20 protein-coding genes are annotated in these 19,042 nt (G+C 60.9%); 14 read left to right on the forward strand and 6 right to left on the reverse strand.

Translation table 11 applies throughout. The annotated features are described in order from the left end of the window. Nucleotides 1-157 precede the first annotated feature (157 nt). Both AC1POX_RS21240 and AC1POX_RS21245 read left to right on the forward strand, forming a co-directional pair. Nucleotides 158-364: a hypothetical protein gene (locus tag AC1POX_RS21240; protein WP_008577177.1), complete on the forward strand. Its 207-nt coding sequence runs from the start codon at nucleotides 158-160 to the stop codon at nucleotides 362-364. Continuing rightward, the gene (locus tag AC1POX_RS21245) at nucleotides 351-1,457 is read left to right on the forward strand and encodes a type II toxin-antitoxin system RelE/ParE family toxin (RefSeq protein ID WP_029820587.1); all 1,107 of its coding nucleotides are present in this window, start codon (nucleotides 351-353) and stop codon (nucleotides 1,455-1,457) included. Before AC1POX_RS21240 ends, AC1POX_RS21245 begins: the two co-directional genes overlap by 14 nt. A 204-nt stretch (nucleotides 1,458-1,661) precedes the next feature. Here AC1POX_RS21245 and AC1POX_RS21250 read toward each other — a convergent pair whose 3' ends face one another. After that, nucleotides 1,662-2,150: a hypothetical protein gene (locus tag AC1POX_RS21250; protein WP_029820586.1), complete on the reverse strand. Its 489-nt coding sequence runs from the start codon at nucleotides 2,148-2,150 to the stop codon at nucleotides 1,662-1,664. 700 nt (nucleotides 2,151-2,850) lie between these two features. Here AC1POX_RS21250 and AC1POX_RS21255 point away from each other — a divergent pair. The 3 genes from AC1POX_RS21255 to AC1POX_RS21265 all read left to right on the forward strand — a co-directional run bounded on the left by AC1POX_RS21255 (nucleotide 2,851) and on the right by AC1POX_RS21265 (nucleotide 6,550). Then, nucleotides 2,851-3,288, forward strand: a complete 438-nt coding sequence (locus AC1POX_RS21255) for a DUF6393 family protein (protein WP_223866239.1) — start codon at nucleotides 2,851-2,853, stop codon at nucleotides 3,286-3,288. 16 nt (nucleotides 3,289-3,304) lie between these two features. Then, on the forward strand, nucleotides 3,305-4,237 hold the full coding sequence (locus AC1POX_RS21260) for an XVIPCD domain-containing protein (protein ID WP_074053295.1): 933 nt from the start codon (nucleotides 3,305-3,307) through the stop codon (nucleotides 4,235-4,237). Between the two features lie 693 nt (nucleotides 4,238-4,930). Further along, the gene (locus AC1POX_RS21265; protein WP_008574611.1) at nucleotides 4,931-6,550 is read left to right on the forward strand and encodes an alpha/beta hydrolase; all 1,620 of its coding nucleotides are present in this window, start codon (nucleotides 4,931-4,933) and stop codon (nucleotides 6,548-6,550) included. A gap of 110 nt (nucleotides 6,551-6,660) precedes the next feature. Here the strand turns inward: AC1POX_RS21265 and AC1POX_RS21270 are convergent, their stop codons facing one another. Further along, on the reverse strand, nucleotides 6,661-7,059 hold the full coding sequence (locus AC1POX_RS21270) for an antitoxin Xre/MbcA/ParS toxin-binding domain-containing protein (protein ID WP_008574610.1): 399 nt from the start codon (nucleotides 7,057-7,059) through the stop codon (nucleotides 6,661-6,663). A 319-nt stretch (nucleotides 7,060-7,378) separates the two neighbouring features. Between AC1POX_RS21270 and AC1POX_RS21275 the strand changes: the two genes are divergently transcribed. Continuing rightward, complete coding sequence (locus tag AC1POX_RS21275) at nucleotides 7,379-7,810, forward strand: hypothetical protein (RefSeq protein ID WP_372357205.1); 432 nt, start codon at nucleotides 7,379-7,381, stop codon at nucleotides 7,808-7,810. An 18-nt stretch (nucleotides 7,811-7,828) separates the two neighbouring features. Here the strand turns inward: AC1POX_RS21275 and AC1POX_RS21280 are convergent, their stop codons facing one another. Both AC1POX_RS21280 and AC1POX_RS21285 read right to left on the reverse strand, forming a co-directional pair. Beyond that, nucleotides 7,829-8,521, reverse strand: a complete 693-nt coding sequence (locus AC1POX_RS21280; protein WP_071117667.1) for a DUF2306 domain-containing protein — start codon at nucleotides 8,519-8,521, stop codon at nucleotides 7,829-7,831. A gap of 30 nt (nucleotides 8,522-8,551) precedes the next feature. Then, nucleotides 8,552-9,454: a pseudouridine synthase gene (locus AC1POX_RS21285; protein ID WP_372356579.1), complete on the reverse strand. Its 903-nt coding sequence runs from the start codon at nucleotides 9,452-9,454 to the stop codon at nucleotides 8,552-8,554. A gap of 365 nt (nucleotides 9,455-9,819) precedes the next feature. Here AC1POX_RS21285 and AC1POX_RS21290 point away from each other — a divergent pair, with 365 nt between their 5' ends. From AC1POX_RS21290 to AC1POX_RS21325, 8 genes are all read left to right on the forward strand, one after another. Next, entirely contained in the window at nucleotides 9,820-11,370 is a 1,551-nt protein-coding gene (locus tag AC1POX_RS21290; protein WP_170922866.1) for a choice-of-anchor Q domain-containing protein, read from the forward strand. Between the two features lie 352 nt (nucleotides 11,371-11,722). Beyond that, a complete protein-coding gene (locus tag AC1POX_RS21295) occupies nucleotides 11,723-12,574 on the forward strand; it encodes a chymotrypsin family serine protease (RefSeq protein WP_008574601.1) in 852 nt (283 codons plus the stop codon). A 463-nt stretch (nucleotides 12,575-13,037) separates the two neighbouring features. Further along, complete coding sequence (locus tag AC1POX_RS21300; RefSeq protein ID WP_372356580.1) at nucleotides 13,038-13,874, forward strand: restriction endonuclease; 837 nt, start codon at nucleotides 13,038-13,040, stop codon at nucleotides 13,872-13,874. Nucleotides 13,875-13,933: 59 nt separating this feature from the next. Further along, complete coding sequence (gene xopAJ / locus AC1POX_RS21305; RefSeq protein WP_071117662.1) at nucleotides 13,934-15,286, forward strand: zeta toxin family type III secretion system effector XopAJ/AvrRxo1; 1,353 nt, start codon at nucleotides 13,934-13,936, stop codon at nucleotides 15,284-15,286. A gap of 17 nt (nucleotides 15,287-15,303) precedes the next feature. Further along, nucleotides 15,304-15,600, forward strand: coding sequence for a hypothetical protein (locus AC1POX_RS21310; protein ID WP_071117661.1), 297 nt, complete (start codon nucleotides 15,304-15,306; stop codon nucleotides 15,598-15,600). A 249-nt stretch (nucleotides 15,601-15,849) separates the two neighbouring features. After that, on the forward strand, nucleotides 15,850-16,212 hold the full coding sequence (locus AC1POX_RS21315; RefSeq protein WP_372356581.1) for a hypothetical protein: 363 nt from the start codon (nucleotides 15,850-15,852) through the stop codon (nucleotides 16,210-16,212). A 57-nt stretch (nucleotides 16,213-16,269) separates the two neighbouring features. Beyond that, a protein-coding gene (locus tag AC1POX_RS21320) for an IS3 family transposase (RefSeq protein WP_122272034.1) occupies nucleotides 16,270-17,378 on the forward strand; the annotation gives its coding sequence in 2 pieces (ribosomal slippage) (nucleotides 16,270-16,531 and nucleotides 16,531-17,378; 1,110 coding nt in all). A gap of 121 nt (nucleotides 17,379-17,499) precedes the next feature. Beyond that, complete coding sequence (locus AC1POX_RS21325) at nucleotides 17,500-17,751, forward strand: hypothetical protein (RefSeq protein ID WP_228729674.1); 252 nt, start codon at nucleotides 17,500-17,502, stop codon at nucleotides 17,749-17,751. A 168-nt stretch (nucleotides 17,752-17,919) separates the two neighbouring features. Here AC1POX_RS21325 and AC1POX_RS21330 read toward each other — a convergent pair whose 3' ends face one another. Both AC1POX_RS21330 and AC1POX_RS21335 read right to left on the reverse strand, forming a co-directional pair. After that, on the reverse strand, nucleotides 17,920-18,396 hold the full coding sequence (locus AC1POX_RS21330; RefSeq protein ID WP_031425210.1) for a nuclear transport factor 2 family protein: 477 nt from the start codon (nucleotides 18,394-18,396) through the stop codon (nucleotides 17,920-17,922). 63 nt (nucleotides 18,397-18,459) lie between these two features. Continuing rightward, complete coding sequence (locus AC1POX_RS21335; RefSeq protein WP_011349171.1) at nucleotides 18,460-19,029, reverse strand: TetR/AcrR family transcriptional regulator; 570 nt, start codon at nucleotides 19,027-19,029, stop codon at nucleotides 18,460-18,462. Nucleotides 19,030-19,042: the final 13 nt, after the last annotated feature.

Raw genomic sequence — 19,042 nt, forward strand, 5'->3', positions numbered from 1 at the left:
GCATCGGGCATGCGGTTAGGCCGTGCGCCACCCAGCCCGCTGCCGCGCAGGCGCTTGCCGCCTGCCCGGTGAACGCCGCGCGCGGACGCCGGCGCCTGCCACACGCGAACAGGAGCGGCGCGGGTAGACTTGCGCAGTGCTCCCCCACCGCCGTGCCATGTCCGCCATCAAGCAAGACGCCCACATGCTGATCGACACGCTGCCCGAGACGGCTGGATGGAGTGACGTGGTCCGCGTCGTGGCCGACGCCAGCTTCCAGGCCGCGGTGCAGGACGGCATTGCCGCTGCAGATCAGGGCGCGTTGACGACTCCGGCACAGGTGAGCGCACTGTTCGCCAGATGGGGCGTTGATGTTACGGCGTGACTGGACCGTCCCGGCCGCCACGCAGCTTGCACACGCCCAGGATCACTACCACGCGCTCAACCCGACCGCCGCTGCCGCGATGGCGCGGCAGGTGCTGGAAGCCACCCGCACCCTGGCCGAGCAACCCGGCCGTGGCCGCGCTGGCCGCGTGCCCGGCACCCGCGAATGGGTGGTCAAGCAGACCCCGTACGTGCTGGTCTACCGCGTGCGCGAGGGCGCCCTGCAGGTGCTGCACGTCCATCTGGATGCCAGCGACTGGCTGCCCCGCACCGAGCCGCTGATCGAACGCATCGAACCGTGGATTGCCGCGCTGATCAGCGCGCTGCTGCACGTGCTGATGTTGCTGATCCTGCTGTCGGCCTCCACCCCCGCCATGACCCCGCCGCAGGGCTCGGCCAGCGGTGGACGCATCAAGGTGGATTTTGTCGGCGACACCTCCCAGCCCGATCAGCCGGTGCCCTCGCCCACCCCGGTACCACCGACATCCACGCCCGTGCAGCCGCCACCGGCGGCCTCGCCGGTGCAGTCCACGCTGGTGCAGCAGGCCAAAAATCCGGTGCCGCCGCAGGGCGATACCGCGCAAGGCAGCCTGGCCGAACGCCGCCAGCCGCGTCGCCAGCAACGCCCCACCCCGCCGCAACCGCCCGCACCGCCGGCGGCATCCGCACAGCGCCGCCCGGACACCTGGACCGGCAGGCCGCCGGGCATGCTGGACGAACCGGCCGACGGCGCCGAAGACGGCATGGCCAACACCCCCACCATCAGCCAGGGCCGCCGCAACGACCGCAACAACGCCCAGCCCAGCCTGGATATCGGCGGCTTCCAGGTCTATTACGACGTGCGCAGCGAAACCCAGCTGCGCGCCTGGAAAGAACAAGGCATGCAGGAAATCGCCATCATCCTGCCCGGCACCCAGCAACGCATGATCTGCCCGCTGGATGTCGCGCTCAAGCGCGGCTCCAGCAAATGCCGTCTGCTGCCGCCGGATTCGCCCGAACTGAAGTCCATCGGCGACGCCCGCGAAGTCATCAACATGATGGAGGTTTACCGCCAGGGCGAACCGGTCTGGCGTGGGCCGGGGCCGTATCGCTGAGGGCTGGTTGCCTGCCACACATCGCGGCAGGCAACCACGCCGCTTGCTCGGATACGGCGTCCCGGACAACGCCACCGCTCGCCCATCGCCAGCGTCCTGTGCTGGGCACATCCTGCTCCGGGGACGCGGCCGCTTAGCGATTGGTCGAACGCGCTGAAGCCCTGGTCGGCTGGCCCGTCCGGCGGCGACTGGGACGCTGCAACATCAACGCCCCTGGTCCTTTCCAAGCTGGCTGCTCAAGGCTCCCTGGAAGGGCGCCGGATCGCTGGTGACCAGGCAGTTGTAGCGCTTGTCGCTGTTGAGCACGAGCACGGACGACTTGGGGTCCTTGAAATTCAGCCCGACCGAGAACAGCACATAGGTGTTGGGCAGTGCGCTCGGCCGGAATGCACCAAACGCATAGTCGCCGGACAACCCCAACGGCGACAGCGGCACCGTGAGCATCAACGGCTGCGTGGCAACAGGCGATGGCAGCGACGCCGAAGCGGTCATCATCTTCGACTGCACATCGATGGAATAGGTGGTGGTGACCGCCACTCCCAGGTATTTGGACGTCGGCTCGGCAACCTGCTTGCGACACGCCGCAACATCTTCGGGCTTCTGATCCTGCTGACCGTTCTGCAGCGTGGCGAAGACATGGCGCAACGTAACCGTTTCCTTCCCGGGCACCGCTGCGGCAACAGCTGCGCTCATACACAGCACCATCGCCACAAGCGAGAGGCTGCATGCCGCAAGCGCACAGCGACGGTTTTTTTTCTGGATCATTTTGATCACTCCTGAGTGTGAGTTTATGGTGCAAGGACGATCAGCGGCCACGGTTTGTAGTGCGATGTACTGCGCTTTGAAAGAGCACGCAGTGCCATTTGCGAACATCTCAAACAGCAGATAATCGCTTGCGCTTTTGACGATTAGATACGGCGTTGAAGGTAATTCCAGATCTCCATCGATGTTTAATCGATTACTTTCTGGTGCAGCGATTTTGAGTTTCTGCAACATGCCAACCCGACAAATCGTCTCAGCGATTTCGTTACGTGATGCAGTTTTGATTTTCAGAGGAGAACAAACCGGGTTCGGTCGATCGAGCTAGAAAACAACTGAGACAGAACGGATCCGTCACTTAGTGAGCGACTCGGTACGTCAGGGCCGCTACTGAAGTCTGAGCGTCTATTGATGACTCATGGATTGCTCTTACTCACCGATCCATGCTGGGCTTGGCCCAGAAGCGTCAGCGCAAAGCCCCATTGACAATCCGCTCAACGACTATCGGCTCTTGAGAGCTTGTAGTAAGCTGGCAGCCTTCCGCCCGAACGCTACTCGGTTTTCGAGCTTGGCCGAGAAGGACAGTATCTCGCGGATATTCGAATCACGTGATTAGTCGCATCAGGAGATCGCCATGCCACGCATCATGTCGAAGTGCTTGGCCGCAACACTTGCACTTGTCGGGGTTGCGGTACTTCCACTTTCGTCCTGCGCCAATGCGGACAATGCGCGCACTACTTCGACACAGGAAGACCCCTCGATGACAGGAGCCAGCCCAATGTTTGACGAGATTTATGCTTCCCAAAAACCCGTTCGATTCGAGCAGATCGATGTGAGCAATATCGTTACGAAATACATACCGTTGGGCACTACAAAGGCGTCGGTGCTAGAGACCTTCGGTAAATCTCCAACCTCGAAGGTCGTTGAAGACACCGAAAGCAAGATTGTCGTCAGGGACAACAAGGGACAAGCGATGTTGGATCCCGATGCACGTTCCGTAGTGATGACTTTTTCTTTGGATGCCGACGGCAAGGTGACACACGTCGCAGCCGTTCATATCAAGAATCAGTAAGCCACAGGAGCATGTCATGGATGAGAAGATCGAAGTCGGGTACCGGAATATCGGGGCTGCTCTCGGCAAGGAATACCACCACAAGTTCCTTCTCTACACGGACAAGGAGGGCAACCAGCGCACTATTAGCGGCTGGACTGGCGATGAGCGACCTGGATTGCCGTACGGACGGATGCACGTTGAGACTAACCTCCCCTATGACCGAAACAACCCTGATCATCGGGACAATCCGAATGCAATTGGCCAAAAGCAGTATCGGGAAGAGATTGCAAATGGCGCGGACTTGTCCGGAACGTGGGGCCGCATGGTCGCTAATGCCAGGAGTAAGGATGACAAATATCCCTACGATCCCCTGCTGCAAAACTCAAACACACTCGCTGATAGCGTTCTGCGGGACGTGGGTCTTCAGGAACCGAAAAACGACGGAGTCTTAGGACATTGGGCGCCTGCATCGGGGCGACAGCTGGACGAGTCGGTCCAGCCCGCGGTACCAGGTCTAGGTAATTCAGGACGTGCCTTTAGTGCAGGTGGAGCACCTCTCGATCCGCAACAAGAAGCCCGGCTGCGTGATGATCCATTGTTCAAACAGGCTCTTGCTGGACTCGACAAGCTGGGTCCAGATGTTGGTGTTTACACCAATCAGCAAGACAAGGAGCGGATTGCCGGCGCCCTGGCTGTCCAGGCAAAACTTAATCGTCCGCCTCTGCCCGAGATCCAAGAAGTCGTTCCAAGCCAAACCAATGGCAATGTCTTCGCAACTTATAAGAATCCAGGAAATGACATGGACCTCCTGCGCACCCATGTCGACAAAGGTGAGGCCGTCAAGCAGCCGTTGGCAGAGAACCTGCAGAAGCTGGAAACCGCAAACCAGCAAGCTGTACAGCCCCCCGCACAGGAAGCATCACGCTCGATAGATCAACCAAGTCATGGCGCACTCGGATTGCGATAAGCACGGCGAACTGGTTAGTTGCGTATGATTACAAGCGCAAGAAACATAATCAAAATCAACTTGTATTGTGGACGTGCTCCGGGCCCGTCAACATAGCGCTCGACGAGTCTGGACCGTCATATCGGCATTGCCAGCAATTAGCCCACGCGATCAAGCGTTGGGCTGTCGGACAAGTGCACCGGAAGCTGACTGCCGGCATCGACGACGTTGTCTGCACCGAGTGGCACAGGGAAGAAGTAGGAATTATCAGTTCGCCACTCTACCAGTAGACAAGCGTCCATAGGTCGCTTTCTACCGGGTCGCAGCGATGCATGAACTTCTAACTACAAATATCGCCATATAACTTATCTGACGCCTGTCTGCTGCTTGCCTATCGATGTCTTGAGCTCCACTCGCAAATTCGACGTGACCTGGATATCCGGTTGCCTCAGCAGTTCAGACAGTCGATCTAACTGCATGGTATCTGTGCTGTATCAGCTGCGCTGAGCTAGTCCGCCCTCACCACAAACGCCTTGAACACATGCAACTCTAGCCACTCTTGCGCCGCAAGCGACCCCAACCTGAGCGCGTAAAATACCTGGATTGGATGCGCTGACCTCATCTCGCCCACAGCGCGCGCAGCTCCCCAGAAACTGGCTACAGTCCGCACAGGGCCACCAAGCCCACCCCACCCATCCGCTTTCAAGGATCTGCATGTCCCTGCATCGTCTTGCCCCACGCCTGGGCCTGGCCGTTGGCCTGTTGTGCGCTTGTGTCTTACACGCCGCCGAGCCGGCGCCGGCGCATCGTCTGCTGCGCGTCACCCTGGGCGGGGCGACCGACCAGGCCACGTCCGGGCGCCTGCTGGTGTTCGCCACCCTGGCCAAGGATGCCCAGGCGCAGGCCAAGCAAAGCGGGAAAGACGGCAAGGTGGAGGAAGTGGATATGAATCCCTTCCGCCCCACCGCAGTGGCGGTCGCCGCGCAGGAGGTCACCGCGCTGGCACCCGGCGGCAGCGTCCAGATCGATCTGGACAACATCGCCTTCCCGCGCGGGTTTTCTGCGCTGCCGGCCGGCGATTATCTGTTCCAGGCCGTGCTCGATCCGGGTGGCAGCTATGGCTACAGCGGCCGCGATGGCGGCGATCTGCTGAGCGAGGTCACCGCCGTGACATTGGCCAACGGCAAGCCGCTGCCGGCGCTGACCTTGAGCAAGCAGGTGCCGGTCTCGGACAATCCGTGGCAGGTCTCGCCACGCGCGCCGCAGGCGGTGCGCGATGCGGTGCCCGAAGCCAGGCTGCATAGCGCCGATGCCTCGATGGTGAGTCCGTCGCTCAGCGCGTTCTGGGGCCGGCCGGTGTCGCTGCGCGCCCGTGTGCTGACGCCGCCCGGCTACAACGCCAAGGCCGCCACGCGCTATCCCACCGTGTACGTCACGCATGGCTTCGGTGGTAACTACAACCGCTTCGCCGGCAGCATTGCATCCACCTGGCGCCTGATGGCGGCCAAGCAGATACCGCCGATGATCTGGGTCTTCCTGGATCAGTCCACGCCCACCGGTACCCACGAGTTCGCCGATTCGGTCAATAACGGCCCGTGGGGCACCGCGCTGACCGAAGAGCTGATTCCGGCGCTCGAGCGTCAGTACAAGATGGACGGCAAGGCCAGCGGCCGCTTCTTGAACGGGCATTCGTCCGGCGGCTGGGCCACGCTGTGGTTGCAGACGCGCTACCCCAAACTGTTCGGCGGCACCTGGTCCACCTCGCCGGATTCCAGCGATTTCCGTGACTTCACCGGCCCGGATTTGTACGCGCCCAATGCCAACGTCTACCGCCGCGCCGACGGCAGCCAGTTTCCGCTGATCCGCGACCACGGCAAGGTGCTGGCCGATCTGGAAACCTTCGCCAAGCTCGAACGGGTGCTCGGCCCGTACGGCGGCCAGCTCACCTCGTTCGAGTGGGTCTTTTCGCCGCGCGGCGCCGACGGCCGCCCGCTGCCGATGTTCGACCGCGACACCGGCAAGGTGGACCCGGCCGTGGTGGCCTATTGGCGTACCCACTACGACATTTCCGCACGCGTGGCCGCGCAATGGCCCACGCTCAAGCCGGACCTGGACGGCAAGATCCATGTGATCGTCGGCACCGCCGATACGTTCTACCTGGATGGCGCGGCGCATAAATTCCAGGCGGTGCTCGATGGCCTGGGCGCCAGGAGCGATTTCCGCTATCTGGAAGGCCGCACCCACTTCGATCTCTACACCGAGGGCGACGACAACGACGCGCTGATGAAGAAGATCGCCGCAGAGATGTACGCAGTGGCGCGACCGAAACGGTGAGTGGCTGAGATCATCGCGTTGCACACGGCTACCCGCGCGTGCAACGCCCGCCGCAACCGCACCGCGCATGCCGGACCGCATGCACGGCGGTGTCGATCAGGCATCAGGCATCAGGCAGAGCGCGGCAATTCCCATTCCACCTGCTGGCGCAGCACCAGCAGCAGCACCTGGATGCGCCCGCCACGCACCATCGCCGCAGGCGTCTGGCCGTCGAGGGCATTCATGGGTTGACGAAACCAGCGGATCAATGCCTCGTTATTGCCACCGTTCAAGGCCCACGCGTGGCAAACGATTTCGCCCAGGTTTTCGATGCCGGCGGTGCCAAGCAACTTGAGGTGTTCGGGGGTGAACGCAAACATCGACAGCACCAGCTCGGCGTCGGCCGCCTTGCCGTGGTCCACCTGCATCTGCTCGCTGTGCGCGGTGCTGTAGAGCGCGCCCTGCGCGCGAAAATCTTCGGCGCGCCGCATGCCGGTAAGCACTGCTGCGATGAGGTCGGCGCGTTCCATGGGTTGTCCAGCTGAGTACGTGCGCGCACGCTAACCGGGCCGCTGCTGCCGCTCAATCGGGAGACTCCTGACAGCCGCCAGGCGCGTCAGCGGCCGTTGCGTGATGCAGCGCGGCGCGGCGGCCCGGCATGGAACACGCGTGCTGGCCGGCGCATCGCCTGCACGGCGTCGCCCGCGCCTGCCCGCCTTCGCAGCACTTAACGCAGCGGTTGCTAGCATCCGGGCGCGTCACTGGCAGCAGCCCGCGCGTGGATGGGCTGCAGTGTTGGAGTCTCACCTCATGAGGAGTTGTCAGATGCCCTGGAAATCCGCCCTTGCCATGCTTGCCCTGTCCACCGCCGCGCTGCCGGCGCTGGCCCAGTCCGACCGCCAGGTGGTCGAAGACATGCTCACCCGCTCGGCCAATGTCTGCCCCGGCCACAGCACCGAACACACCACGCCGACCGTCAAGGCCGTGCCGGTCGGCGCGCTGCGCGTGATGCTGGAACGCGGCCTGGTCATGTGCCCCGACCGTCGCCTGGACGCCGCAGCACCGGCCGTGTTCTACGGCCGCCTGGGCGTGTTCGCCTGGAACCCGGACGTGAAAGCCGGATCCACCGTCATCGCCAAACAGATCGACAGCATGACCCGCAAGGACGAATACCCCACCGACACCCTGGTGTGGGACGCCAAGGGCACCGCGCTCAAACAGCAGACCGTGCCGATGTTCGAACCCAGGCCGGGTGCGGCGGTGTTGTACAAGGTGCGTTGAGGTGTGCCGAAGCGGGTCTCAGCTACGCGTCGATGACGACCGCGGCACCTGGCGCGGCACAGCGATGCGCCTGCGCCAGGGCCTGGTCAGTGCCCGGCGGGTTGCCGCCACGTGGATCAGCACCGGCACCGCCCAGCTCGCCCAGAGCAGCGCGGCGATCGTGCCGGGCGAAGGCACCACCCCGGCCCCAACTGCTGCATAGAGCGCGATGCGAAACACCACCGGCGCCAGCGTCACCAGATATGCCCGCACCATCCAGCGCCGGTGCCGGTCGAGCTGCCCGCGGCCAATGGCCAGCAGGCCGACACATGCCACCGCCGCCCATGCCACTTCCGTCGCTGCGAAGGCAACGCGGATCGTCGTCGGCGCGGGCGAGGTAGCAATCAGCCCAGTGGCGCCAAGCATGGCCACCAGCATGCCGGCGACGTACGCCCGCCCAGTCCAGCGATGCACCCACGCCTGTCTGCGCCAGCGTTGCGTGGCGAACTGCAACGTGCCAAGCGCAATGCCCACCGCACCACCGCCGAGGTGGCACCACAACCAACCGCGGCGAGTCAGAAACATGCCATAGGCCGGCGAATCCATTGCGGCATACTTCAGATACACGTGCCGCACGAACTCACCGGCGAACACGGCCAGCGCAAGCCAGAGCAGCGCCCACAACAAGCTGGTCGATCGCCGGTTACGGGAGACCGCAACACCATCGCGCATCGGATCGACGTGCATGTCCCGCTCCTTCGGTCAGCCCGCGGCAGAGTGCATCGGCCCCACCGTTGCGGTGAAGTGCCTCGGCTCACCGGTCAGCGGGTCATCGAACGCCAATGTATGCGCGAACAGCTGCAGCGGGCGTTCCGGGTCATCGGGCCGCTGGGCTTCCAGCTCGGGATAAAACCGGTCGTGCAGGATCGGCGCGCCCAGCGCGGCCAGGTGCACACGCAGTTGATGCTTGCGCCCGGTCACCGGCTCCAGCCGATACGTCCAGGTGTCTGCGTTGCGTGCGACCACCTCGATCACCGTCTCGCTGTTCGCTTCGCCCACGCCCTCGTGCATGCGGAAGAACGGCTCGCCCGGCACCAACAGGCTGCGGTGCACATGCGGAAACCTCAGCTGTGGCAGCGGTGGTGCCACCGCCAGGTAGTGCTTACGGATGCGCCGTTGCCGAAACAAGGCCTGATAGATCCCGCGCGTGGCAGGGTTGGCCGAGAACAGCACCAGCCCCGCGGTTTCGCGATCGATGCGGTGCAATGGCACCAGCGCCGGATTGTCCAGCCGCCGCACCAGTCGCGTCAGCAGCGTCTCGCGCACGTATGCACCGGCGGGTGCCACCGGCAAGAAGTGCGGCTTGCAGGCCACCACCAACTGCGCGTCGGCATGCACCACGGTCTCGACATAAGGAATCACCGGCTCATCGGCGACCTCGCGGAAATAGCGGATGTCCGCACCCACGCGATACGGTGCTGACAACGCCAGGGCCTGGTCGTTGGCATCGCGCACCAGGCCGCGTGCGAAGCGGTCGCGCCAACGCTCGGCCGCGATCGCCGGAAAACACGCGCACAGCGCCTCGAAGACCGAGACCCACGGGCCGGCAGGCAGCTGGAAGCGGCTGGCCGGCGTGCCATCGTAGGTACGGGGTGCATCGGGCATCGCCGGGATCGCAACAGGATCGAGAGTGCAGCATGGTAACGCGCGATGCGGCGACGCACTGCATGCAGCGTGGCAGTTGCATGCAGCAGTGCAGCATCGGTCGATCGCTGCAGTGGCCGTAGTCGGCATGCGCGAAGCGATGTGCGCCCGCGCGATGGCGCCGCATCGACGCGTGGTGTGATGGAACTTAGGTTGGAAGCGCGATGCGTGTGATCGCGCCGCATGCCACGCCTCGATCGCGACGCTGCGGCTTGCAATACACCTGTCATCAAATCCGTTGACGTTGCGTACGTGCAACCGGCTCTCCTTCGATCCCTTTCTCAAGCAGGAACATCACCATGCGTTCAACACTTCACGCCACCGTCGTGACGGCGGGGCTTCTTGCGCTGGTCACCACCAGTGCGGCCATCGCCGCCGTGCCATCGGTGGCGCAATGCACCACGCCGCAGCCGTGGGCGCACTCCAATGCCGGCGTGGTGGTCGGCAACGGTACGGCCGCCAGTTGTACCGCCAGCGCTCTCGCCACTGCGGTGGCGCAAGGTGGCTATGTCACCTTCAACTGCGGCACCCGTGCAGCCAGCATCGCCGTCAACCAGACCATCAACATCAGCGCCAGCACGCCAACGGTGATCGATGGTCAGGGCAAGATCACCCTGGATGGCCGCCAGGCCGCGCGCATCTTCCAGGTGCAGAACGGCAATGCGCTGTCGGTGCGCAATCTCAAACTGCAGAACGGCAGCTCCGTGCAGCCGGCATCCAATACACAGTACGCGCCCGGCACCTGGGGCGGTGGCGCGATCAAGGTCAGCTACCGCGGCAAGCTGGAAGTGATCAACAGCCAGTTCCTGGGCAACCGCAGCAGCATCGGTGGCGGTGCCATCTTTGCCGGCAGCGATACCGACGTGACCATCGTCAAGAGCGCGTTCTCCAGGAACACCTCATGGCTGGGCGGCGCGCTCTACACCCAGCTCAGCCGTCTGACCATCGTCAATTCCGAATTTGTCGGTAACCAGGCCATCAATGCGCCGGCCGGCTTCCCCGATGCCGACCAGTTCGGTAACAGCGGCGCGATCGACACCGACGGCGCCTCGCTCGCCGGCTACCTCAACGCCGCTGCCGGTGGCGCAACGCTCTCGGTGTGCGGCACGGTGGTGCGCAACAACAGCGCGGCCAACAGCGGCGGCGGCGCCACGTTGTGGGCGTATGCGCCCGACACCATCGATGTGCGCTACTCCACCTTCGCCAACAACATCGCCTATGGCGGCCCGGCCGGCGGTGCGCGCGTCAGCCTGGGCTTCGGCGACACCACGCACTCCGGCACCACCATCACCACGCCGGGCATCATCAACATCGAAGAAACCAGCTTCATTTCCAACCGCGCCGAAAAGAGCAATGCCGGTGCCTTGTACATGGACTGCTACGGCCCGTCCTGCAATGTCAGCAACAGCACCTTCTACGGCAACTACGCTAAAGGTGTGGGCGCGGCGATCCAGCATGTAGGCTGGCAGCCGTCCAATGGCGACCAGGGCAAGACCACGGTGCGCTTCAACAACGTCACTTTCGCCGAGAACACCCCCGGGTCCACGTTGTTCGGCAGCGGCTTCGACATCCGCAACAGCGTCTTCTACTCCAAGACCGAGCGCACCTTCTGCAGCGACCAGAGCAGCACCGGCAACAACCTGATCGAGTACTCCGCTGCGGGCGGCTTGTTCCATAGCTGCCTCACCACCGGCCTGGCACGCGCCACCGACCCGCTGCTGGGAGCACCCGCCGCCAATGGCGGACCCACGCTCACCCAATTGCCGGCGGCCAATAGCCCGGTGCGCAACCTCGGCAGCAACTGCCGCACGATCGACCAGCGTGGTGTTGCGCGTGATACCGCGGTGTGCGATGTGGGCGCGGTGGAAATCAAGTAAATCGAACTGCGTGTCCTGCTCCCCTGGCGAGGACGCGCATTGTGTGGCCGAGTGGCTTAAGCCTGCTCGGTCATGCGATCAAGGATTCCCAGGGCCGGCCCCTTTGTGACGGCGACTGCGTCTTCGAATCTGGTCTTGTTGTGATGCGCACAGCTTGCTCAACCGCTGAAGCCGATCAAGCTGCATGTTGAAATCTTGCGCAGTTCCGGATTTGGTCAATGCGCAGCTGCACGCAAAAGCGCGGCAGCGATCTACTTCGTTTGCTGCGGCGGCGCTTCGTCCCTAAAAAAAACGTTAATTGCCGAGGAATTACGATGTCTTGAGTTGTTTCACCATAACCTCGTAGGAAAAGATGATTAATATTTACTTCGCGCGTCCAGATACGTCTCAAAAGAAAATGGGACGTGCACGTCGCGGCTCTTTGATCGCCGTTGGTGTCCTGGCGCTCCTTGCGTCTGCCTCGGCGCTTGCCATCGATCAGGCCAGACTCCGGCAGCCAGTGGTTGGCGGTACGGTGCTGACAATGAGCCTGGGTAACCGCTGCACTGCCGGCCTTGTGCTTAAGCAGACAGGCGTCCTTGCTAACTTGACGCCCTATCGGAGAGCGGTCCGGTTCGTTCTGACTGCAGGTCACTGTGGTGACTACAACAGCACAGTGTCCGTAGATGGGGCAGATCTTGGCTATGTCTCATGGAAATCGAGCGTTTCAGATCTCGAATTGATTCGCGTGGAACCGGTGCTGCATAACTACCGGCATTGCGAAGCGCCATCAACGGGAATTCACTGCACAATCGTTTCGACCTACGAGCCGCGTGCGGTAGGCAAGGTCCTGCTCTCGCGGGCAATTCTTTATCGGTCGCGCGCTGGTGGACTCGATACGATTGCGGTCAATGGCCACACGCCCGCTCCTCCGACTGACCGCTTCTGCACAAGCGGCATGAGCACCGACGTGTTGTGCGACTGGACCGATGCGCGCATTCCTGCAAATTTCCCAGACCCAGGACTCCAAGGACTGCATGCCGCCACCCCGGACTTCGGCGGCCTGACAGGTCCAGGCGATTCCGGCGGACCGGTGGTGAGCTCATCGGGAGTGATGCATGGGATCATTAAAGGTCAATACGATAATCTGAACATGATGTTTTATACATCTACAGCTCAGTTCTTCCGTGAGCAGCCTGATTATACGATTGCACCACCAAACTGATTTCGGCAGTGAGATGATTTGACGAAGTATTCGCCTATCACTCCGGGCCGGCAGCCCCTTCCCCTTCAAGGGAAGGGGTTGAATGGAACGAGTTGCCGCAACTGAGTGTTGCCCGCTTGATCTCAAGGCAGAGAACCTTCAAACCTGCCTCCACCGACGATCCAAAGACTCCGCTCGTAACGATGGCCAAGTTGGCGACCACTAGCCCGCATTGCATCTGGTCATGTTGATCGTCGTATCCGAAAACAATCCGCGCGCAACCCGTTCAAGAGTCGGCTTGCGGCTGCCGATGCAACTGCCGACGTAGTTTTAGCGGACTCAAGCATTGAGATCCGTGTAAGCCTTCCGCGCTGAAGTGCACGATCCTAATCACTTGATGGGGTGCAGATCGCAATAGCATCGTTCGCTTGCTGACAACACGCGTTTCAGCAGTTATGTTCGAACCTGGAACGGGGGTTCTTGCATGGGACGCAGAAAGAAGCAGAGTGGGTTTGAAGCGTTGGCCGCGTTGCCGTGGCCGCTCGGCCTTGTAGCGGGAATCGTTGGGTATCTTGGGGTGCGCTACGGCATCGGCTGGTGGTTCTCCCACCATGGCGGGATGCTGTCGCAAGGGTTTGCCCAACAGTCGAGTGGGGCGTTCGCGCCATTGGCGTGGATGCTGCTCGGCATCTGCTGGCTCGCCGCGCTGTGCTCCTATCTGGGCTCACGCAGCCGGCAACGCTTTCTGGACACACGTACCACCCTGGAGAGCCTGGCCGCTGGCGGCTGGCGCCAATTCGAACGATTGGTAGGCGAAGCATTTCGCCGCCAAGGCTATAGCGTCGAAGAAACTGGCCTGGGCGGTGCAGACGGCGGCATCGACCTGATTCTGCGCAAGGACGGCCGCCGCACACTCGTGCAATGCAAACAGTGGAAACGCCAGCAGGTTGGCGTCAGCGTGGTGCGCGAAATGTACGGCCTGCTGGCACATCACCAGGCCCACGCGGTCAAGATCGCCTGCATCGGCACTTACACGAAAGACGCCGAGCGCTTTGCCGAAGGCAAACCGATCGAATTAATTGGCGGCGAACAGTTGCTGAACATGATCCAAGCGGTGCAGCAGCAAGACACAGGGCAGCCGACGGCGATATCCGCGCGCATCGAGCCTGTCTTTGGTTCAGCTGATTCCACTGCCTCTGCAAACATTGCCACTCCAAGCTGCCCACGCTGCGGCAGCGCACTCGTGCAGAGAAGAAACCGGCGCAGCGGCGAGAACTTTCTGGGTTGCAGCCATTTTCCTAGGTGCAGAGGAATTTCGTAAGCGAACCTGACCCCCGTTTTTTTCATTTTTCATAGGTTCGTTTGCTGCTCATGTAGTTCGTGGGTGTGCGAGTCGCGGTTCGAATCGCGACTAATGTTGCAGAGTCAGTCGGACTGTATTTTCTTGGACTCTGGACATTTTTTAACATGAAAAACAAGATAGGCATTGCTGGCACAGCCGGGCTTTCTAGTTCTCATGTTCCTTTCGATGACGCAGAATCCAAAGGCGTCCAAGCTGAGTCATCACAAGCGGCGCCGGAGTATAAATTCCAGACCCAGCTTGATAATTTGCCGGCTAGACCCCCTAGTTCGAAGAGCAGTAACACCACTCATGCTTATGTTCATGCATCGCCGCCGCATTCGGTGCCGATCGCAGGTACATCGACCGCCGCGGTGACACATCAACAGGCTACTCAGCTTAAAGGCACCGATGAGTTATATGGTTTGGGCAACCTCCCATCTTCTGGTCCGGGGCGATGGGAGTATCTGGCGAATCCGGAGAACTGGCATCCGGAGCGCCGTAAGTTGCACGAAAAGCTATTAGATGAAGCACGATCTTCGGCCTTGACCCTGGCAGAATCTCTTGAGCGCGATGGCTGCCAACCGACATTGTTTGCGTTGCGCGGAAACACTGCCACGGGTAAGACGCGGATAGCCACAAAAAAAATTCCAGCTCTCGCCGCAGCTCTGGAGAAGACAGGTGGGAAAGGTTGCATCAATCCAGATGTATTCAAGAGTTCGCTTGCGAAGTCGGAGGCCGGCGCCAAGATATTTAGCTCGGCGCAAGTTCATAACGAATCATGTTTTCTTGCTGACCATTTTGAAGACGGGCTTCGCTCTCAAAGGACGGGCAGCGGTGCAATCGCTAGCATTGTTGTCGACAAGCGCTTGGCAAGGGCGTACGAAATCGACAGCTATATAGAACTAGCCAAAGAAACAGGTCGAAAAGTTGAATTGTGCGATATCGATGCACCCCTTGAGAATTCTTTGACGGGAGTTTTGCAACGGAAACCTGAAGGTGAAGATCCTAGGCCTCCTTACCCTGTAGTCTCAAGTGGATTTGTGGCCGTACGAAGCAATAGACTGGGTGTGATAGACAGGTTCATCGCCGATCCGGGCTTGGGAAACTATCGACTATTCGGAACAGCCGAGGATGGTAAGAAGGTCATGGTTGCTAGCGTCATGGGCGGTGAGTTGAGTGTAGAGGATGCTGATTTATATGAAAAGATAACGTCCCCGCAGGCCTCGGTCACCGGTGATTTGGCTGATAAGATAATCGACAATGAATTGATTGATCGTCTGACAAATAATATAGATGATCCCGAGCGCGCGGCGAATACGCGAGCCGCGCTGGAAAAATATAACGGCAAGTCATGGTCGGCCGCGCTAGCTGCTCATAGCGAGCTAATTTGATTGACAGGAAAATAGCGATGAAGACTTTGAAAGGCGCAGAGGCGCTCGAACTCCATAAGAAGCTTAAGGAACGCAATGAAGCCTTACATGCTTCCGATATCGCGTCAGCATTAGTACGCGCCGATGCCGTCGGCAAGGAACGGTTTGATCTCGAGGAACTGGAAAAACTTTGCGATACCAGTAGTGCGGGGCGCCTTACTGATGTGAAAGAGCGCCGCGACATATATGAGCGGATGTACTACGTCGAGTATCCTAAAATTATGACGTTAAAAGAATTTGCTCGTATCGTTGAGACACTTTCCTCTTGGTCATGACAGCCAGGCTGGTGCATTTACAATGATGGTTTTGTATCTATCGATAGCTTAGCTGGCTCAGTCTGAGTCCTCGGCGCAAGCTAGGTAGGTTCAAGTGTGTAAACCAGGAAACTGGGTCAGGTTGAATTCTAAATGGACCTGATTCTGTTCTTGCGACTTCGTCGAAAGCGCGTGCGTTTCGGCGCGCGATGAGGCGCGGCGATGTTTCGATGAGAAAATTGGCCTCGACCATCCATGGTGAGGTGTCTCATGCATCCCGCAGTGTTACCGTCCTTGTCGCCGATGGCGAGAAGAGAAGAGATCGATCTGGAAAGAGGTCGTGCCGAGATCGAACTCGGCGCCACAGAGCCGCGACATGCCGATGCACGGATAGATGCACAGTTGCAAGGCCTACCACAACAGCCGGTGCGCAGAGCGTCGACCAGAACGACGGGGCAACGGATTGCCGGCCACGTTTCGACCGTCGCCGGCATCGGCGCCGCTCTCACTGGTATCGCTTCGATTCCTCCACCCATGGTCGCATTCATGGGCTATATCAGCGAGAAAGATCAACTTGCAAAGTACAGCGGAATTGCCGCCTTGGCCGGTGTTGCCACTGTCAGTCTCCCGTAAAATTGATCCAGCCATAACTAGAGGTCTCCAGCACACTAGCCACCAAGGAGACCAACAATGCGCAAGAGCAAGTTCACCGAGAGCCAGATCGTCGCCACGCTGAAACAGGTCGAGGGCGGCCGCCAGGTCAAGGATGTCTGTCGCGAGCTGGGCATTTCCGAGGCGACCTACTACGTCTGGAAGTCCAAGTACGGCGGCATGGAGGCCGCTGACGTGCAACGCCTCCGCGACCTGGAGACCGAGCACAGCAAGCTCAAGCGCATGTACGCCGAGCTCGCGATGGAAAACCATGCATTGAAGGATGTCATCGCAAAAAAGCTGTAGACCCGACGCACAAACGCCCGCTTCTGGCCTGGCTCGTCGAGCGGCATGGCTGGAGCGAGCGCCGGGCCTGTTCAGTAGTTGGCGTGGCTCGCTCGACAGCGCGCTATCGGCGCCGTCCCGATCGCGACGAGGAGGTCATCGCGCTGTTGTCCGAGTTGGCCGAGCGTTTTCCCGAGCGTGGATTTGGAAAGCTCTTTCAGATCATCCGCCGTCGCGGACATGTGTGGAATCACAAAAGGGTCTGGCGCGTGTACTGCTTGATGAAACTCAATCAACGACGTCGCAGCAGGCGCCGGGTCCCGACGCGCTATCCAAAGCCGCTGGCATGCGGCGATCGACCCAATGCTGGATGGTCGATCGATTTCATGTCCGATGCGTTATGGGATGGTCGGCGGTTCCGCACGTTCAATGTCATCGACGATTTCAGTCGGGAAGCCTTGGCCATCGATGTGGACCTGAATCTTCCGGCCGCCCGCGTCATCCGCACGTTGGAACGCATCGCAGCCTGGCGCGGCTATCCGAACAAGTTGCGTTTGGACAATGGCCCGGAATTTGTTGCATTGGCCTTGGCCGAGTGGGCTGAGCGCAAGGGTATCGCGTTGGATTTCATCGAGCCGGGGCGTCCGATGCAAAACGGTTTCATCGAACGCTTCAACGGCAGTTATCGGCGTGGCGTATTGGACATGCACATCTTCCGCACGCTAAGCGAGGTCCGCGAACAGACCGAACAGTGGCTCGCCGACTACAACCAACAGATCCCGCACGACAGCCTGGGCGGGCTAACGCCCGTCGAGTTCCGTGATCAACATCAACCGCAGACCTCTAGTTTTAGCTGGCATTGAATTACGGGGAGTCGACACCACCACCTGCGCGCTCAGTGCCGTCCAGCGCCTGGCACACGCTTATGCGTATGGAAACAACATCAGTTCCAGGGCCCGCGCAATGGGAATGACAGACGGCTGCATGAACCGCGCGGTCGACATAGTCACGATGCCCGAGGAGCACGATCGCGCCGCGCATCCGATGAACGAGCATGAGACCCAGCTGCTCGCCGACGATCTGCTGCGGTTGGCGACGTGGGAGCCTTCCAGATTGGAGCCGGGCCTGTGGGAGGCGGCCAGCGGCGTTGGCGATGACGCGGACGCGCTGGTCGATCGCCTGCTTGCCTTTAGAAGGTCGGTGACGGCAGCCGCCACAGCGTCGTCCTCCGAATAAGGTACAACTACGGAAACGGGGCGGAAACGGAGTCAGGTTTACTTTCTGAGTGAACTTGACCCTGTTTCCTTGCCACCTCCCCTGCATGCCAATGACGCAGCCGGGGCCAGACAAAAGCCCCCGTGCAGAAGCACCGCCGAGGGCTTGCATCTCAGTCGCCTAGAACCTCTACATACCCAGATCAGACAGCCCCGGATGATCGTCCGGGCGACGGCCCAGCGGCCAGTGGAACTTGCGGTCGCTTTCCTTGATCGGCATGTCGTTGATGCACGAGAAGCGGCGCTCCATCAGGCCATCGGCGCCGAATTCCCAGTTCTCGTTGCCGTAGGAGCGGAACCAGTTGCCTGAATCGTCGCGCCATTCGTAGGCGTAGCGCACGGCAATACGGTTTTCGGTAACGGCCCACAGTTCCTTGATCAGGCGGTACTCAAGCTCCTTGTTCCATTTGCGCGCAAGAAACTGCCGCGCTTCTTCCCGACCGTTGGTGAACTCGGTACGGTTTCGCCATTGGGTGTCGAGCGAATAGGCAAGCGACACTTTGTCGGCATCGCGGGAATTCCAACCGTCTTCGGCGAGTCGTACCTTTTCGATCGCCGATTCGCGGGTGAAGGGGGGAAGCGGCGGGCGAGCGTGAGCGTTGGACATGGCACAGCCTCCAATCAAAGTGGATACATCGGTGTTTTGAGCTTGCGACGGAGCGTCAGGCCGCTAGCCGGTGGCCTGCTTTAGCAACAACTGCGCGATATCCCTTGCGGTGTCTGCGGCGTCTTCGTCACCCATCACGCGCGAGACGGTGATTGCGCCTTCCATGAGAAGCAGCAGCTGGCGCGCCAGTGCGGCCGGCTGCGTGATACCCAGTTGCCCGGTCAGTTCCAGCGTGTAGTCGAGCAACTTCTGTTTGTGATGCTTGGCGATCTTGCGAATTGGATCGTCGGGGTCCCCGACCTCGCCTGCGGTGTTGATGAAGGCACAGCCGCGGTAACCGGCAGACTGAAACCATTCCTTGAGCACCGTGAACATGCGCAGGATGCGCGCCTCGGGGCTGTCGGCCTTGTCGCATTCGCGCCTGAACCACTCGAGCCAACGGACGTCGCGCGCGCTCAGTGCAGCGGCGGCCACCTCGTCCTTGTTGTCGAAGTGGCGGTAGATGCTTTTCCGCGCCACGCCTGAGGTCTTCACCAGCAGGTCCATGCCGGTGGCATGGATGCCGTGCTGATAGATCAGCGCCTCAGCCGTTGCCAGGATCTTCTGTTGGGTGTCGTTGGTTGGCTTGTCCACGGCGCCAAGGTAG

Source organism: Xanthomonas sp. NCPPB 3442 (genome assembly GCF_056725145.1).